The sequence below is a fragment of the Acinetobacter higginsii genome (assembly GCF_000369525.1).
Taxonomy (GTDB): Bacteria; Pseudomonadota; Gammaproteobacteria; order Pseudomonadales; family Moraxellaceae; genus Acinetobacter; species Acinetobacter higginsii.
In genome coordinates, this window is sequence record NZ_KB850070.1 from 182,220 (window position 1) to 198,872 (window position 16,653).

16 protein-coding genes are annotated in these 16,653 nt (G+C 42.2%); 8 read left to right on the forward strand and 8 right to left on the reverse strand.

Annotated elements, in window-relative coordinates; all coding sequences use genetic code 11:
* Positions 1-2: 2 nt before the first annotated feature.
* The gene (gene tpiA, locus F902_RS01405) at positions 3-794 is read right to left on the reverse strand and encodes a triose-phosphate isomerase (RefSeq protein WP_005200489.1); all 792 of its coding nucleotides are present in this window, start codon (positions 792-794) and stop codon (positions 3-5) included.
* 371 nt (positions 795-1,165) lie between these two features.
* Between tpiA and pilB the strand changes: the two genes are divergently transcribed.
* Genes pilB through coaE form a run of 4 tightly spaced genes read left to right on the forward strand, consistent with a single transcriptional unit; the run spans position 1,166 to position 5,612 of the window.
* On the forward strand, positions 1,166-2,878 hold the full coding sequence (gene pilB / locus F902_RS01410; protein ID WP_005200490.1) for a type IV-A pilus assembly ATPase PilB: 1,713 nt from the start codon (positions 1,166-1,168) through the stop codon (positions 2,876-2,878).
* Positions 2,879-2,902: 24 nt separating this feature from the next.
* Positions 2,903-4,132, forward strand: a complete 1,230-nt coding sequence (locus tag F902_RS01415; RefSeq protein WP_005200491.1) for a type II secretion system F family protein — start codon at positions 2,903-2,905, stop codon at positions 4,130-4,132.
* 12 nt (positions 4,133-4,144) lie between these two features.
* Complete coding sequence (locus F902_RS01420) at positions 4,145-5,005, forward strand: prepilin peptidase (RefSeq protein WP_005200492.1); 861 nt, start codon at positions 4,145-4,147, stop codon at positions 5,003-5,005.
* Position 5,006: 1 nt separating this feature from the next.
* Complete coding sequence (gene coaE / locus F902_RS01425; protein WP_005200493.1) at positions 5,007-5,612, forward strand: dephospho-CoA kinase; 606 nt, start codon at positions 5,007-5,009, stop codon at positions 5,610-5,612.
* Here the strand turns inward: coaE and F902_RS01430 are convergent.
* The 3 genes from F902_RS01430 to ppnP all read right to left on the reverse strand — a co-directional run bounded on the left by F902_RS01430 (position 5,609) and on the right by ppnP (position 7,757).
* A complete protein-coding gene (locus F902_RS01430) occupies positions 5,609-6,520 on the reverse strand; it encodes a DMT family transporter (protein WP_005200494.1) in 912 nt (303 codons plus the stop codon). The genes coaE and F902_RS01430 overlap by 4 nt on opposite strands.
* A 30-nt stretch (positions 6,521-6,550) precedes the next feature.
* Positions 6,551-7,300 (reverse strand): 23S rRNA (guanosine(2251)-2'-O)-methyltransferase RlmB, encoded by a 750-nt coding sequence (gene rlmB, locus F902_RS01435; RefSeq protein WP_004802304.1) that lies wholly within the window; start codon positions 7,298-7,300, stop codon positions 6,551-6,553.
* Between the two features lie 130 nt (positions 7,301-7,430).
* Positions 7,431-7,757 (reverse strand): pyrimidine/purine nucleoside phosphorylase, encoded by a 327-nt coding sequence (gene ppnP, locus F902_RS01440; protein WP_004802302.1) that lies wholly within the window; start codon positions 7,755-7,757, stop codon positions 7,431-7,433.
* A 574-nt stretch (positions 7,758-8,331) separates the two neighbouring features.
* Here ppnP and recN point away from each other — a divergent pair.
* The 3 genes from recN (at position 8,332) to ruvX (ending at position 11,095) form a co-directional block, all read left to right on the forward strand.
* Positions 8,332-9,990 (forward strand): DNA repair protein RecN, encoded by a 1,659-nt coding sequence (recN, locus tag F902_RS01445; RefSeq protein WP_005200507.1) that lies wholly within the window; start codon positions 8,332-8,334, stop codon positions 9,988-9,990.
* A 114-nt stretch (positions 9,991-10,104) separates the two neighbouring features.
* A complete protein-coding gene (locus tag F902_RS01450) occupies positions 10,105-10,659 on the forward strand; it encodes a YqgE/AlgH family protein (protein WP_005200509.1) in 555 nt (184 codons plus the stop codon).
* Positions 10,652-11,095 (forward strand): Holliday junction resolvase RuvX, encoded by a 444-nt coding sequence (gene ruvX, locus F902_RS01455; protein ID WP_005200511.1) that lies wholly within the window; start codon positions 10,652-10,654, stop codon positions 11,093-11,095. Before F902_RS01450 ends, ruvX begins: the two co-directional genes overlap by 8 nt.
* Positions 11,096-11,203: 108 nt before the next feature.
* Here the strand turns inward: ruvX and F902_RS01460 are convergent, their stop codons facing one another.
* The 3 genes from F902_RS01460 to F902_RS01470 all read right to left on the reverse strand — a co-directional run bounded on the left by F902_RS01460 (position 11,204) and on the right by F902_RS01470 (position 14,563).
* On the reverse strand, positions 11,204-12,205 hold the full coding sequence (locus F902_RS01460) for an HlyD family secretion protein (protein WP_005200512.1): 1,002 nt from the start codon (positions 12,203-12,205) through the stop codon (positions 11,204-11,206).
* Between the two features lie 65 nt (positions 12,206-12,270).
* Positions 12,271-12,477 carry a DUF1656 domain-containing protein gene (locus tag F902_RS01465; RefSeq protein WP_005200514.1) on the reverse strand — a complete coding sequence of 69 codons (207 nt, stop codon included), beginning with the start codon at positions 12,475-12,477 and terminating at the stop codon, positions 12,271-12,273.
* Positions 12,470-14,563: an FUSC family protein gene (locus F902_RS01470; protein ID WP_005200516.1), complete on the reverse strand. Its 2,094-nt coding sequence runs from the start codon at positions 14,561-14,563 to the stop codon at positions 12,470-12,472. Before F902_RS01470 ends, F902_RS01465 begins: the two co-directional genes overlap by 8 nt.
* 430 nt (positions 14,564-14,993) lie before the next feature.
* Here F902_RS01470 and F902_RS01475 point away from each other — a divergent pair, with 430 nt between their 5' ends.
* A complete protein-coding gene (locus tag F902_RS01475) occupies positions 14,994-15,773 on the forward strand; it encodes an IclR family transcriptional regulator (RefSeq protein ID WP_005200517.1) in 780 nt (259 codons plus the stop codon).
* A 215-nt stretch (positions 15,774-15,988) separates the two neighbouring features.
* Here the strand turns inward: F902_RS01475 and pgsA are convergent, their stop codons facing one another.
* Entirely contained in the window at positions 15,989-16,576 is a 588-nt protein-coding gene (gene pgsA / locus F902_RS01480; protein WP_004802289.1) for a CDP-diacylglycerol--glycerol-3-phosphate 3-phosphatidyltransferase, read from the reverse strand.
* Positions 16,577-16,653 lie beyond the last annotated feature (77 nt).

Genomic DNA, 16,653 nt, shown 5'->3' on the forward strand with positions numbered 1-16,653 from the left:
CGTTATTTGCTTTGTGCAAATGCTTTTGCGATTTGGTAAAACGATTGTGCATTTAAAGACGCACCACCCACCAAAGCACCATTAATATCTGGACATGCTGCCAATTCAACTGCATTTTCAGCTTTTACACTGCCGCCATAAAGAATCGCCATCTCAGCACCAAATGCCGTGATTTGCTTTAGACCTTCACGAATTTTTGCATGCATGGCTTGAGCATCCGCAGGTGAAGCCGTCTTCCCTGTTCCGATTGCCCAAATAGGCTCATACGCTATCACAATATTTTGCCATTGTTCAGTTTTTACTACAGCGGCCATATCACAGATTTGTTGTAATACCACTTGTTCTGCTGCACCCTGTTCACGTTGCTCTAAGCTTTCGCCCACGCAATAAATGACAGTCAAACCAGCAGTTAATGCATTTTGTAATTTAGCTTTTAAAATTTCGACATCATCGCCAAATAATTCACGACGTTCAGAATGCCCAATTAAAACAAATTCAATACCACTGTCTTTTAACAGTTCGGCGCTTACTTCACCTGTATAGGCACCTGTACCTGCGACACGAGAAACATCTTGCGCAACCGTATAAATCGTTCTCGCTGCATCTTTAAATTGTGTCTGAATGCCGCTTAATGCAATTGCAATTGGTGCAACACCAATATGACATTGCCCAGCTGCAATATCTTCCTGTTGTAATAACTGTTTAAATTCTTCTACTAATTGGAAAGCATTCGCATGCATTGGATTCATTTTCCAATTGCCAACAACCCAAGGAGTAATGCTCGAGTTCGACATACTTCGCCCACCCACTGTTAATTTCTCAAAAATGCTGCATATTTTACACGGATTTTTATAAAATTCAGTTTTTTCTTTTACTGCGGTATAAATGACTAAAAATCATGAAGATCAGTAAAAGCTGCTATTCTACCGTCATAATATTATGGTGTTTCAGTGTAAAATTTAAAGCTTGCCACAATTGAATTGATTTGATTATGGACAAGATTTAATTCAATGAAAGAAAATTAATTTGCAAAAAACTCGATCAGTTCAAAGTTTTCGCTATGAATCAAGGCAAAAACAACACTTTCTGTAGTAGTATTTTTGCATAACAAAAGTATAATTTTTAGAATACATATTATAAACATTTATTGTCATAAGGCGGACAGATGTCAGGATTACATACGTCTCCAAAGTTTTCGGGGTTTATTCGACGGTTGGTTGAAGATGGACACATGTCCACCACAAGCATGCAAATCGCAATTGATTCGGCTAAAAAAGCACAACAAGACATCGTTGCACATCTGATTGAACAGCATCGTTTATCTCCCCTAACCATTGCTGAAACGATTGCAGCCGAATTCGGTGAACCACTTTTCGATCTGTCTGTATACGATACGGCTTTGCTACCTCGCGATCTGGCAGATAACAAACTCATTCAGAAACATAAAGTTGCACCGTTACTACAACGTGGGCAAATTTTATATGTCGCGACCAGCAATCCGACCAATATTGAAGCATTAGATGCCATTCGCTTTAATACCAAACTCAATATTGAGCCCATCATTGTTGAGCACACAAAACTTGAAAAACTGATTGAACAACAGTTTGGCGATTCTGGCAGTTTCGATTTTGGTGAAAGTGAAGACTTTGATCTCGATATTGATGTTAACCAAGACCCCTCTAGAGAAGAGGATGAGGCCCCACAAGGCGATGAGTCTCCAATTGTCAAATACATCAATAAACTGTTGATTGATGCGATTCGTATGGGGGCATCCGATTTACATTTCGAACCTTATGAAAAGATGTACCGTGTTCGCTATCGTGTCGATGGCGTACTCCGTCAAATTACCAATCCGCCTTTACAAATGGCCACTCGTCTCGCCTCTCGTTTAAAAGTCATGTCACAAATGGACATTTCTGAAAAACGAATGCCTCAAGATGGACGTATTAAACTTAAACTGTCCAAGACCAAAGCCATCGATTTCCGTGTCAACTCACTACCAACACTGTTTGGCGAAAAGTTGGTACTGCGTATTCTGGACCCTTCCAGTGCCATGTTGGGGATTGAAGCACTCGGTTATGAGGATGAGCAAAAAGCCTTATTTATGGATGCACTGGATAAGCCCCAAGGCATGTTACTGATTACAGGCCCAACAGGTTCAGGTAAAACCGTGTCTTTGTATACCGGTTTAAACATCCTCAATACCGAAGACACCAATATTTCGACCGCCGAAGATCCAGTTGAAATTAACTTGGAAGGAATTAATCAGGTTAACGTCAATCCGAAAACAGGACTCACCTTCTCTGCTGCGCTGAAAGCCTTTTTACGTCAAGATCCAGACGTGATCATGGTCGGGGAGATCCGTGATCTGGAAACTGCCGAAATTGCCATTAAAGCCGCACAAACAGGTCATATGGTGATGTCAACCCTACATACCAACAGTGCACCAGAAACCCTAACCCGTTTACGCAATATGGGGGTCCCTTCTTTCAACATTGCAACTTCTGTCAATCTGGTGATTGCGCAACGCTTAGCACGACGTTTATGTAATCAATGTAAAGAAGCCATCGAGGTCCCCAAACAAAGCCTATTAGAACTTGGTTTTACCGAACAGGATTTAAATCATCCAGAATTCCAAATTTTTCAACCCATCGGTTGTGCTGAGTGCCGTGAAGGCTATAAAGGTCGTGTGGGGATTTACGAAGTCATGAAGGTCACGCCAGAAATTTCTAGACTGATTATGGAAGATGGCAATGCCTTACAAATTGCGGCTGCATCAGAGCAAGCAGGGTTTAATAATCTCCGCCGTTCAGGTTTGAAAAAAGTCATGCAGGGAATTACCTCTTTGCAAGAAATCAATCGAGTAACAAGTGAATAAAATCAATAAAAAGGATTAACAATCATGGCAGCTAAAAAAGCGCAAATGATGCCAACTTTTGCTTATGAAGGGGTCGACCGGAAAGGGGCAAAAATTAAAGGGGAATTACCAGCACGTAATATGGCTTTGGCTAAAGTTACATTACGTAAACAAGGGGTAACGATTAAAAATATTCGAGAAAAACGTAAAAATATTCTCGAAGGTTTTATGAAGAAAAAAGTTACAACTTTGGATATCACCATCTTTACCCGTCAATTAGCGACCATGATGAAAGCTGGGGTACCATTAGTTCAAGGCTTTGAAATTGTCGCGGAGGGATTAGAAAATCCATCTATGCGTGAGGTGGTACTCGGAATCAAAGGCGAAGTCGAAGGGGGTAATACCTTTGCTGGCGCACTCAAAAAATACCCTCAATACTTTGATAATTTATTTTGTTCTTTGGTTGAGTCAGGTGAACAGTCAGGTGCGCTTGAAACCATGCTTGATCGCGTTGCGATCTATAAAGAAAAGAGTGAGTTACTGAAACAAAAAATTAAAAAAGCCATGAAATATCCTATCTCGGTCATTGTGGTTGCTGTGATTGTGACGATTATCTTGATGGTCAAAGTGGTACCAGTTTTCCAAGACTTATTTAGCTCTTTTGGTGCCGACCTTCCTGCCTTTACCAAAATGGTCGTGAATATGTCCAAGTGGATGCAAGAATACTGGTTTATTCTGATTATCGTGATTGGTGCGATCATTGCTGCATTTATGGAGGCAAAAAAACGGAGTAAAAAATTCCGCGACTTATTGGACAAAATGGCACTCAGAGCACCTATCTTTGGGGATTTGGTCTACAAAGCCATTATTGCCCGTTATAGCCGTACGCTTGCGACGACATTTGCCGCTGGGGTTCCGTTGATTGATGCACTTGAATCTACTGCGGGAGCCACCAATAACGTCGTTTATGAAGAAGCCGTCATGAAAATTCGTGAAGATGTGGCAACAGGCCAACAATTACAATTTGCGATGCGTGTTTCTAACCGTTTTCCGTCGATGGCGATTCAAATGGTCGCAATTGGCGAAGAGTCTGGTGCCCTAGACAGCATGTTGGACAAAGTCGCGACACATTATGAAAATGAAGTCGACAATGCGGTGGATGGCTTAACTTCAATGATGGAGCCTTTAATCATGGCGATTCTTGGTGTACTAGTGGGTGGTCTGGTCATTGCCATGTACTTGCCAATCTTCCAAATGGGCTCAGTTGTCGGATAATTTGGTACTTAAATGCAATCTTTATTTTCTTATTTTCTCGAGAACCTAACTGCACTTTATATTGCAGTTGGGATTTTCAGCTTATGTATTGGCAGTTTTTTAAATGTTGTCATTTTTCGTACTCCCCGCATGATGGAGCAGGAGTGGCAGCAAGAATGTCAAATGCTGTTACACCCAGAACAACCCATCATTGATCAAAGTAAACTGACTTTAAGCCAACCAGCCTCAACCTGTCCGAAATGTGACTCGCCTATTCGTTGGTATCAAAATATCCCAGTGATTAGTTGGTTAGCTCTTCGTGGTAAATGTGGGACGTGCCAGAATCCGATCAGTATCCGTTATCCACTGATTGAATTACTCACGATGATCTGTTCTTTGGTTGTAGTTGCAGTCTTCGGTGCAACCATCCAAATGCTGTTTGGTCTAATCTTAACTTGGGTACTGATTGCCTTAACGTTTATTGATTTTGACACCCAACTGCTGCCTGATCGTTTTACCCTACCCTTAGCTGCTTTAGGTTTGGGAACAAATAGCTATGCGATTTACACGACAGCGACCGCCGCAATTTGGGGTTATTTAATTGGTTTCCTGTGCCTTTGGATTGTTTATTATATTTTTAAACTGATTACAGGCAAGGAAGGTATGGGCTACGGTGACTTCAAACTCCTTGCAGCCTTAGGCGCTTGGATGGGGCCAATGCTGCTGCCTTTAATTGTGTTACTCTCTTCAATGCTTGGCGCAATTATTGGTATTATCTTGATAAAAGTGCGCGGTGAAAATCAACCTTTTGCATTTGGTCCTTATATTGCGATTGCAGGTTGGATTGCATTTTTATGGGGTGATCAGATTATGAAAGTTTATCTAGGTGGTTAATATGCGTTTTATCTTGGGTATTACAGGCGGTATTGGTAGTGGTAAGTCAGCAGCCACTCAATGGTTTGAATCCCAAGGAATTAGCGTAGTCGATGCTGATATCGTGGCACGGGAAGTGGTTGAACCTGGCCAACCGGCCTTGAAGTCAATTCAAGATGCTTTTGGGGATTGGGTCTTATTGGAAGATGGTAGTCTTGATCGGCGTGCACTCCGTGAACATATCTTCCAATTTCCAGAAGCACGCCAAAACTTAGAAAACATTACCCATCCGGCCATTCGTCAGTCGATTATTCAGCAATTACAACAAGCTGAAAGCCCATATGTGATTTTAGTTTCACCACTCTTATTTGAAACCAATCAACATGAACTGGTCCAGCATACTTTACTGGTCGATGCTGATGAACAAACACAACTACAACGTGCCAGCCAACGGGATGGGCAAAGCGAAGAGCAAATCCGAAAGATTATTGCAGCACAAATGTCGCGTACTCAAAAACAGCAATTAGCAGATGATATTGTCCTCAATGATGGTCTATTAGAACATTTACACCAACAACTCAAACCACTGCATTTCAGCTACTTACAGCGTGCAGAACACGCTTTTTAGCCTTGCTTCTGTTTGGCGAGTTGAGTCGCTAAAGTGTCTTTACGCAGCCATCGCCATGGCTGTAAAGCACCAATCCCCATCCCGATCAAGCCACACACAATCGCAGCATTCAGCGGCTCGTTCAACAATGGGACTGCCACAACAGCAGCAATAAATGGTGCCAAAGTGACAATACTGCCAGTCTTAAATGCACCCAAACGCTCAATCGCAGCTACATACGTCAACGTTGCCACGATCACCACCAAGACACCATGAAACAGCCCTTGAATCAATAAATGTACAGGTGCTGCATCTTGAAAATGCTTAGGAATAAATAAAATATAAATCGGTAAATAAATAATCGCCGACCAAATCACCACGCCAGCGGTTGCATGCCAAGCAGATAATTTCCATTGTTTCAGCAATACCGTAAAAATCCCCCACCACACTGCACTGATAAAAAGTAGTAAATCTCCTACTCCCAATGCCAAAGCTTGATCATGCAGCATCAGATAACTCATCAGTATCAGAGCTGCCATCATAATCATCAAACTGAACCAAGTGTGCTTATCAAAAGGCTGTCTAAATAATACATAAGCAGCCACAGCGGTACACAAGGGAATACAACCATTGAGAAAGATAGCGGCATGTGCTGCTGGCGCATGTAAAAAAGCGTTATAGACGGTGAGACAATAAACCAAGCCACCGATCAGTGCCAAAATGATTGGACGTGGATGCCACAAAAAAGCGAAATCTTTTTTATAGATTAAGACTGGGAGCAGAATCAAAGAAGCAATCGCAAAGCGCATTGCCACCAGATCCCAGACACTGACATGCCAATGTGCATTGAGACGGGAAAAAATGGTAAATCCGCCCCAAATACACATGGTAATAAAGACAAAGAAATAGCCTTGCGTACGGATGGTCATCTGAGTTTACATTGCCAACATTTGGCTAAATTATACAGCACTACGCTGACGACACGCCTCATAAAGTGCCATACCTGTTGCCACACTGACATTCAGACTTTGTAGATCACCAGACATTGGAATATAAACGGTATGATCACATTGTGACTGAGTAATTGGACGAAGTCCCGTATCTTCCGCACCCATCACAATCACTACAGGACCTTTGAAATCACATTGTTGTATCGGCAATGCTTTCTCATCCAGCATCGTCCCGATCACACGGGTATGAGTGGTGTCTTTTAAATGCGCTAGGGTTCGAGCGAGGTTAGTGACTTGAATAAATTTCACTTTTTCAGCGCCGCCTGCTGCAACTTTACGTGCTGTCGGGGTTAAACTGGCTGAACGATCACGGGGAACAATCACCGCCTGAACACCCATCGCAGCCGCAGTACGAATACATGCGCCCAGATTATGCGGATCAGTCACTTGGTCAAGCGCCAATAACAATGCATCTGGCGACTGTTGCATGATTTCGTCCAAATCTTTTTCATTTAAGGTTGGATGTGGACGCACAGCGGCCACTACACCTTGATGAAATGGTAGCCCTGCAAGCTTTTCTAAGCTATCACGACTGGCTTTTTGTACACTGATACCAAAAGGCTCTGCTAACTGCAAAATTTTTTGCAAACGCTGATCATCACGACCTTTCAATGTAAATAAAGTCAAAACGCGTTCAGGCTCCAACTCCAACAATGACTCCACTGAATGAACGCCATAATAATATTCGGGTTTTGCCATGAACGACCTCGTTTAGAAGCTCCTCTTTTATCAAGAGGGTATTAGGGAATTTTAAAAAAATAAAAATCCTGCAAAGGAACTTTACAGGATTTTCTTTGAGCGTAGTGTACTCGATTTAAGAAGGAATAGGTTAACCTTCTAAATGGCAGACATAATCGAGTACTTCATCTGCTTCAATGTGAAACATGCTATTTCCAGGTACATAAAAAGACTGACCTGCACGGAATAATTCACTTTCAGTGCTATCTGCGATTTTGACACGACATTCACCAGAAATAATTTCCATACGCTCTGGCACATGTGTTTCGAACGTTAACGCTTGTTCAGTAGGTAAAATAACACCTAAAGTCTTTTTTGTACCATCTTCAAATTGTACAGTATGGCTAATACACGCCCCACCAAAATACACATTCGATTTCTTAATGACCGTTACATGATCAAATTGCACTGAACTCATGCGTACTCTCCAAATAATGCCGCATTTATATTAGATTATGCTGGACGTAGTTTAATTGTGCCGTGACAACTAATCAATCCATTTTCTAGGCTAAACATAGCAATTTTCATACCTGAGCGAGGATTAACAAAGCAACGCTTTGTCCGAGCGCAAGACGAGTAGCTATGCTACGAGTGACGAGAAAAAACAAAGCAACGCTTTGTCTGGGCGCAAGACCTTGCGCCATAGATGGCTCATATGCTGTGAGTGGTGCGGATTAACAAAGCGAAGCTTTGTCCTGAGGAACGTTCAAGTTCCGCAAGAAGACGAGCAGCTATACTACGAATGAAGAGGATTAATAAAGCTAAGCATTACCCACGCGCAAGACAAACAACTTTTTACTGATCGCAAGAGCTAAGCATAAGACCTACCGCTTTTCTAACCATGACTCAGAAATACAAAGTGAAACGTTCTCTTAAACTTACAAACAATCAGCAATTCCTCAGTAAATCAGGAAAATCCTGTATTCCGCTCTTGTCGTCACTTTAAAACTTCTCTATCTTTAAGCAAAAGATTCCGTGCATTGGATGCGTTTATGCTCACCCATTTAACTTTAATTAATTTTGCACTCGCCGACCATCTGGCTTTAGACATTGAACAAGGCTTCAATGTGTTGACTGGTGAAACTGGTGCGGGCAAATCATTACTGTTAGATGCACTTTCAGCATGCTTAGGTGAACGCACTGATACCAATTATGTGCGTTATGGTGCAGACAAAGCCGATGTTACCGCTGTGTTTAGTTATCAGCCCCAAAGTGCGGAAGCACATTGGCTCACCGAACATGAATTGGATGATGATTCAGGTGAAATCCATTTAAGACGTGTGATTTTCGCCACAGGCCGCAGCAAAGCGTGGATTAATGGACGTCCGAGCAGCTTAGCAGAACTCAAAGAAATTGGACGTTTACTGGTTCAACTCTATAGCCAACACAGCCAGCAACAATTACTCGAACCACCCTATCCAAAACATTGGCTCGATCGTTATCATAATTTTGCCGAACCTTCCCAAGCAGTACGTGAAGCGTATAGCACATGGCAACGAAATATTCGGCAACATCAAGCTGCTTTAGATGCACAAGCGACACGTATTCAAAAAATACAAAGCCTAGAGTCTCAAATAGAAGAGCTTGAAGAGGTTGTTCAAACCGATTATCGCGAAACAGAACAAGAATTTGATCGTCTCAGCCATCATGAACATATCATGCAGGACTGTAGTTATAGCCTCAATGTCTTGGATGAAGCGGAACAAAATATCACCCAAGAAGTTGCCTCAATCATTCGTCGCTTAGAATCGCATGCGGGTCGTAGCGAACAGTTAGCCAATATTTATAACTCTTTATTAAATGCACAAAGCGAAATAGACGATGCAACCGCAAGTTTGCGTCAGTTTATTGATCGTCAAAGCTTTGACCCTGAACGCATGGAACAGTTGAATGCGACCCTCGAAGTCTTCCATCGTCTGGCACGTAAACATCGCACTCAACCGGAATTACTGAAACAAGAATATGAAACTTGGCAGCAAGAATTAGAGCAACTGCATCAACTTGAAGATCCTGAAACCTTGGCTGAGCAAGTTGAAGTGTCTTATCAGGCCTTTCTAGATGCAGCACAGCATTTGGATGACATCCGTCGTGCGGCCGCAATTCCCTTGGCAAAACAACTGACCGAGCAAGTCAAGCCACTGGCCCTGCCCGAAGCACATTTTGAATTTAAATTTGAACCACAGGAACCGAATGCCGAAGGTCTGAGCTTTATTCAGCTATTATTTACCGCAAATAAAGGGATTCCACCGCAGCCACTGGCACGGGTTGCCTCGGGTGGTGAGTTATCCCGTATCGCCTTAGTGATGCAAGTGATGAATGCGGAGAAAACCGAATCTGAAGTGTTGGTGTTCGATGAAATTGATGTCGGCATCAGTGGTGGCACCGCTGAAGTGGTGGGCCGATTACTGGCTGATCTGGCTCAACATGTACAACTCCTCTGTATTACCCACCAAGCCCAAGTTGCTGGACAATCCGACCAACATTTATTGGTGAAAAAACAGCAAAGCGATCCTGCCAGCAGTACCATCATCGAACTGGATGAAGAACAACGCATTCTAGAATTGGCACGTATGTCTGGTGGGGTTGAAATTAGTGAAACCACTTTGCAGCATGCACGTCAACTACGTCAGCTTAAGTTCCAAACGGCCTAATTAAAGCGATAAAATTTCAGAAAAAGATTGGCGAAATCCGATTAACTCTTGTATGTTGATAAAAAGAACCTATCTAACTAGATCAGCACAATACATTGATGGAGAATCGCCTAGGTGACGAAACAATACTTAACTCACCGTTGTCTCATCGCTCCACCAGACATGGCAGATGACTTTTTTGCCAACACAGTCATCTATATTGCTCGCCATGACGAAGATGGCGCTCAGGGCATTATTATCAACCGTCCTTCAGATTTACAAATCAAAGAATTACTTAATGATTTAGAAATTGATGCCGACAATGTCCATCCCCATGCAGTGTTGCAAGGTGGCCCATTACGTCCAGAAGCAGGCTTTGTATTGCATACAGGTCAGCCGACTTGGCACTCATCCATTGCCGTTGGTGAAAATGTCTGTATTACCACCAGTAAAGATATTTTGGATGCAATTGCACATAATGAAGGTGTTGGACGTTATCAAATTGCTTTGGGTTATGCTAGCTGGAGTAAGAATCAGCTCGAAGAAGAAATGATCCGAGGAGATTGGCTGATCTGTGAGTCGGATATGGATTTAATTTTTAATTTGCCTTATCACGATCGCTGGGATGCTGCTTACAAGAAAATTGGGGTAGACCGCACGTGGTTTGCTTCTGAGATTGGCCATGCCTGATATGCAAACACCTCAATCCATCATGGCTTTTGACTTTGGTACCCAAAAAATGGGGATGGCGATGGGTCAATCCAGTATTGAAAGTAGCAATCCCCTACCATTATTTCCAATGAAAGATGGTATTCCAGACTGGGATAAATTATTAAAGATTGTCAAAGAATGGCAACCCAATTTATTTATCGTGGGCTTACCACTAAATATGGATGATAGTGAATCTGAATTGTCTGCTCGGGCGCGAAAATTCGCCCGCCGTTTACGCCACCAAACCAATATTGAAACATGGATGGTGGACGAGCGCCTAACCACACGGGAGGCTAGAGAAGAACTCGAATTTTATCAAAGCAAAGGTCAGGCAAAACGTTTATCTGCTGATAGCTTTGCAGCGGCGCTATTGATTCAGAGCTGGTATCGCGACCCAGTTGGAATTACACCTTAAAAATATCCCATAAGATTCAATCGCCTAGTACCATGAATACCACTAGGCGATTATGTAAAACTCAAAACACGTTTCACGAATAAAATAAGATTTTTAACCTTAATTGAATTACTTCTCGATAATTCTCACTGTTGCCGTCCGCCCAGAAACAAAGGCCAATGGATTTTTCGGCTGCTCATCCAATACAATTTTCACTGGTACACGCTGTGCCAAACGCACCCAACTAAAGGTTGGATTCACATTGGCCAATAAATTCGAGCTGCCAGAACGCTCACGATCTTCAATCCCGCTAGCAATACCTTGCACATGACCGCGAATTCTTTGCTTATCACCCATTAACTGTACGGTTGCAGCATCACCGACATGGATACGGTTCAGTTTGGTCTCTTCAAAATAACCGACGACGTAGAGCTGATGACGGTCTAATAAAGCAGCAACCGCTTGCCCCACCTTCACATAATTACCCACCCGTAAGTCAAAGTTCGACAAGGTGCCATCCGCAGGTGCAACCACTTCAGAACGATTAAGATTCAACTCAGCCAAATGTAGGCTGCTGGTTGCTACTTCGATTAATGCTTGCTGCTGTTGAATGGCTGCATTGGCTTGCTCAATACTGGCCGTGAGCTGCTCACGCTCAGCAACAGCTTGATCACGAGTCGCAAAAACCTGATCTTGCTCTTGTTTAGAAATCGCACCATCCATCAAGCTGGCATAACGTGCTGCATTTTTCTCAGCCAGTTTCATATTGGCCTCAGTTTTCACTAAACTCGCTTTCGAACCTGCTAAATTTGCATGTGCTTGTGCTAAACCTGCTTTGGCTTTGGCAAGATCTGATTTGGCTTGTTCAACATCCAAAGCCTGACGTGCCACATCAATCTTGAACAGAACCTGCCCTTTTTTTACCGTCTGGTTGTCTTGTACCAAGACTTCAGTCACCAAACCATTTACATCAGAAGCAACCTGAATCACATCACCACGTACACGCCCATCGCGTGTCCACGGTGCTGCATTGTAGTAATTCCATAAATGCACGATGGTGTAAACGGCAATCACAACTGCAACCAGCAATACAATTGGACGTATAACTTTTCTTACATCAAATGCACTCATGTTTATTACCTCTACCACCTTTCTTTACATCATTAAATTTTAGAATGAGCATTTCGTCCAAGACCTCAGGCCCATAGCCAAACAAACAGACAATGCACCAGTAGCATCAAACCCAAGTAAAAGCACAAATTGAAAATACTGGGCAATGCAATCCAGCCTTTGATGACCAAACGATCAATCAAGGGGCTGAGTAGCTTAAACAGCACATAAGCAACAATGGCTTGTACCAAAAGGATTGGGATATAAACCCCATAAAGATTCATTTCACCCATGAGATACCCCTAAACCATATCTGTCCGAATACATCTGTTCGATTGAGACATGACCAATACTTTCACAAATATTATTCAGTGAAATGAGCAGCCGTTGACGCAACTGTACATCTTCAATCTGTTGAGAGATGTCTTGTAAACGTTCTATTTGTTGCACAATCTGAATCGGAAAATGATGAATTGAAAGTTGCTTTTCCTGGCTTTGAAAATAATCTGCCAACTGCTGTTGTAACTGGTTCAAGCCATTTTGTAGTTCCAACAATTGTGGCAATTTTTGGCTAATTTCTTGCAAACGGACTAAATCAACAATCGAACTACTTTCAACCAATGCATTTTGAATCGCTGTTTTTACCTCAGGGTTCTGCACCATCTTGGTATTTAATACCCCGACACGGTCCAGCATACTGCGTAAATGAATTTTAAAATCACTGCCATAAGACAAATGCAAGGCTTGGCGCATTGCCTGATAATGCAAAGCTAAAATTCGCGTCGCACTGGTATCTGGTGAAACTGCTCGCACCAAATCAATCACAATCAGGGACACCAACACGCCTAACACCATCGCAAAGGAACTATCCAGATAAGAGACAGCATCCATGGTGTATTTGTTGTGTAGGTTCAACCCCATCATGGTATTAATCCCCAGCACCATCCCAACAGGCATCAGCATTTGATTGGCCATCATGGTGACCGCAACCAGAAATACCGGAAATAGTACCAATGCCAATTGCCAGAAATGAGTGATATGCGGGAAGATCCCAAAAGCATAGATAAAAACTAAACCCGCCGAGACAATACTGCCCCAAATAAAAATACGTAATACAGGTACAGGATTATCCAATGCCGTTAAGATACAGGCCGTAATCGCCCCCATTTGAGCCATCATAAAACCCGCTTTCCAACCCGAAAGAATCCATGCTGCTGTCACAATAAAGGTGATCAACACTGCACTGATACCGCCACGAACGGCAATGCCATGATCCCGATGTAAACTCGGATACTTGGTGGTGATTGCAGTAATTTCAGTTGGAATCTCTTTATTGCCTTGCTGAATCTGCTGCCAAATCAATTTCACTGCCAGCATATTGGCAATAAAGTGGCGAACGTCCATCTTTAGGGCACCCAATACAATTTGCTGTTCAGCTGTTGCTTGAGCAATCAGCTCGGCAAAATCTTCTTCGAATCTAGTGGGTAAACCCTGCAAATCACTGGGTTGAACAATGTGCTCTTGCTTTAAAAAAGCCAATGTAACTTGGCGAATACGGTTTAAATGTGGTCTAAGATTGCTCAATTGCATTTGTTCAAGTTGTTTCACCCGTTGCGATAAAGCCACCAGATTGGCCACCACCAAAGACACCTGATGCAGCATTTCCTGCAAGGTTTTGGTCATGCCCTTTAACTCGCCTTTTTCATAAGCCAGATGTACGGCTAAAGCATGAATATCAGCTGTATCACGGGTAATCACCGACAAAATTTGCGTATAGTTTTCTGGTGTTTCTTGAACAGTAATCAGTTTCTCAAAGGTACTTTCCAGATCATTCAGAGTTTTATTAACCCGCTGTTTAATCATTGCACCGACATGCACAGGGAAAAAGGTTGCTGAAACCACGGCGGTTGAAATCACCCCCACAGAAATTTCAAGCACACGAGCCAAGGCAATATCAAAAATATTATAGGTATCAATATAGGTAATCGCGTTATACACAATCATGGCGGTTGAATAACCCGCTAACATGAATACATAACTACGTGGTGTACGGTCGAGTAAAGAGACGTAGAGTGCAAAGCCCACCCATAAGGACAAAATAATGGTAAATAACCAAGGCGTATTAATAAAATGGGGGGTCAAAAACAAGGCAATCATGGCCCCTGCGACCGTTCCGACCAAGCGATAGACACATTTTGAAGACACCATACCCGAATAGGGACTGGCAATAATCAGCACCGTACCAATCGACCACATCGGATTAATCAAATCCAATTCAAATGAAATAAACAGTGCCAGCATGCCTGCTACAAAGGTTTTGCAGGCAAAGATGAGGTCAAGTCGACTCGGTCTAAAAGCCAACAGCTGTTTAAATAGCATGAATATGTCTCAGTTCAGCGTCAGTTTAATCATGCATGCCATCACTAAAAAAGTGACAAGCTCTCCAGACTGATTTGAAAGCATTCAGATCAGGGCAAGTGCGATGAGTGAAACTGTATATAAGGAGTGATCTGCAATACTTAGCATTTTTAGGCGTTTTCACCTAAAAATAATTATCCACATAAGACACTGCATAGCTTATTTTTTCAAAATCGAGTAAATTAGTCAACATAAATTATCACCATTTGATAATTTTTCATTTTAATTTAAAATAATCACAATAAAATTTATCATTTTTCTCAGTATTCACCCTAAATGATTGATCTCGGATGATCAGATTTAAAAGTAAATACACGACCTTTCGCTTTTCTGTTATAAAGCAATAAAAGTTCGGTTTTCACGTTATTTTGTAAGGAGTAGGCGTCCCATCATGGCAATTTCGAGTTTTGGTAAAATTCTTACTGTGCTGGATTTATTTTCAGTTTCACGTCCGATTATCAATGTCGATATCATTTGTGATGAGCTTGCGCTATCCAAACCTACCGCCTATCGTTATCTCAAAGAACTGGTTTCGACGGACATCTTAAAACGGATTAGTGGCACATCAGGTGACTATACACTTGGCTCTAAAATTGCGGTTTTAGATTATATTTCCCACAGCACTGACCCACTGATTCAAATCAGCATTCCCTTTATGCGCGATATCGTGGAACGTACCGAACTGTGCTGCTTATTAACCTATTTAAATCATGATTATTGTATCGACCTACATCATGAGACCTTTAAAGATGCCGAATTACTCTCTTTTGGCCGAGGTTGTCCACGACCCGTCTATGTCGGTGCTTCGCCCAAGATCGTGATTGCGCACTTAACCAAACAACGCATTCAAGCCTATTATCAGCAGTTTTCAAAAGAATTGGCACAAGTTGGATTTGCGCAGACTCAGGATGAATTCATCCAGCACATGCGGAAAATCAAAAAACAGGGCTTCTACTTATCCCAAGGTGAAATCGATCCTCAACTTTGTAGTTTGTCTGTGCCGATCCGTTTCTCCAACAAAGAAGCGCCGATTGCGCTCACATTAGTGGCTTCAAAGAATCGTTTTGACTTCATCAACATTCAAAAGTTAATTGAAATTTTGCAAAATAATGCGGCTCAAATTGAACATAAATTTGCAACACTGTCTGAGAACCAAGGCAACCCGATTTGAGAATATTAAAAAACATTTACATTTTACACGGTTGTAAATCTCAGCAAATTCTCATATGATGATTATGTTCTTCAGCATACTCTCCCAAAAGAGCATGGCTTTCCTCAGAGAACTAAGCTCATCGTTGTATGGGCTTTTTTCTTGTCTAGCCATTCATCAGACAATAAAAAAGCCCTCTGTATAGAAGGCTTTTAAATATTAGCTTTGTAATACGATTAAGGCTGTTTTAGGTACGGCCATGCTGCTTTCAAATAAATAAACATCGACCATAGGGTGAGAATCACAGCAGCGTACAGTAAGGCATAGGCCCATATTTCCAAAGGTTTCCAGTTCAATAAGAACACACTAATCGCAATCATTTGGAAAGCTGTTTTGTATTTTCCAACAGTCGACACCGCAACACTGGTACGAGCGCCTAACTCTGCCATCCACTCACGTAGCGCAGAAACGGTAATCTCTCGCGAAATAATTACAATCGCAGCAAAAGCCATTGAAATATTCGGCTGCCATTGCACCAATACAATCAGTGCTGCTGCAACCATCAACTTATCTGCGACTGGATCAAGGAACCGCCCAAAAGCAGAGCTTTGATTTAAAGTTCGTGCCAAATAGCCATCCAACCAATCTGTTACCGCAGCAAGTACAAATACCGCTGTCAGTATCAGATGACGCATCATTCCCCCATGATGCTCAGCAATTCCAATTGCGGGTGGCCAATAAGCAATCACCAAGAAAACAGGAATTAGGGCAATACGTGCCAAAGTTAAAATATTAGGAATGTTCAGGATTTGCCCTGTACTCATAAACACCGCCATGTTGTTCGCATCAAATATGCATGTCGCACAAAGGATGTGCCGAGATTATCCATGTGTAAGCAACT

Bases quoted from the DNA above. Each gene is read 5' to 3' on its own strand.
- tpiA (WP_005200489.1), bottom strand. From the start codon at position 794: ATGTCGAACTCGAGCATTACTCCTTGGGTTGTTGGCAATTGGAAAATG.
- pilB (WP_005200490.1), top strand. From the start codon at position 1,166: ATGTCAGGATTACATACGTCTCCAAAGTTTTCGGGGTTTATTCGACGG.
- F902_RS01415 (WP_005200491.1), top strand. From the start codon at position 2,903: ATGGCAGCTAAAAAAGCGCAAATGATGCCAACTTTTGCTTATGAAGGG.
- F902_RS01420 (WP_005200492.1), top strand. From the start codon at position 4,145: ATGCAATCTTTATTTTCTTATTTTCTCGAGAACCTAACTGCACTTTAT.
- coaE (WP_005200493.1), top strand. From the start codon at position 5,007: ATGCGTTTTATCTTGGGTATTACAGGCGGTATTGGTAGTGGTAAGTCA.
- F902_RS01430 (WP_005200494.1), bottom strand. From the start codon at position 6,520: ATGACCATCCGTACGCAAGGCTATTTCTTTGTCTTTATTACCATGTGT.
- rlmB (WP_004802304.1), bottom strand. From the start codon at position 7,300: ATGGCAAAACCCGAATATTATTATGGCGTTCATTCAGTGGAGTCATTG.
- ppnP (WP_004802302.1), bottom strand. From the start codon at position 7,757: ATGAGTTCAGTGCAATTTGATCATGTAACGGTCATTAAGAAATCGAAT.
- recN (WP_005200507.1), top strand. From the start codon at position 8,332: ATGCTCACCCATTTAACTTTAATTAATTTTGCACTCGCCGACCATCTG.
- ruvX (WP_005200511.1), top strand. From the start codon at position 10,652: ATGCCTGATATGCAAACACCTCAATCCATCATGGCTTTTGACTTTGGT.
- F902_RS01460 (WP_005200512.1), bottom strand. From the start codon at position 12,205: ATGAGTGCATTTGATGTAAGAAAAGTTATACGTCCAATTGTATTGCTG.
- F902_RS01465 (WP_005200514.1), bottom strand. From the start codon at position 12,477: ATGGGTGAAATGAATCTTTATGGGGTTTATATCCCAATCCTTTTGGTA.
- F902_RS01470 (WP_005200516.1), bottom strand. From the start codon at position 14,563: ATGCTATTTAAACAGCTGTTGGCTTTTAGACCGAGTCGACTTGACCTC.
- F902_RS01475 (WP_005200517.1), top strand. From the start codon at position 14,994: ATGGCAATTTCGAGTTTTGGTAAAATTCTTACTGTGCTGGATTTATTT.
- pgsA (WP_004802289.1), bottom strand. From the start codon at position 16,576: ATGAGTACAGGGCAAATCCTGAACATTCCTAATATTTTAACTTTGGCA.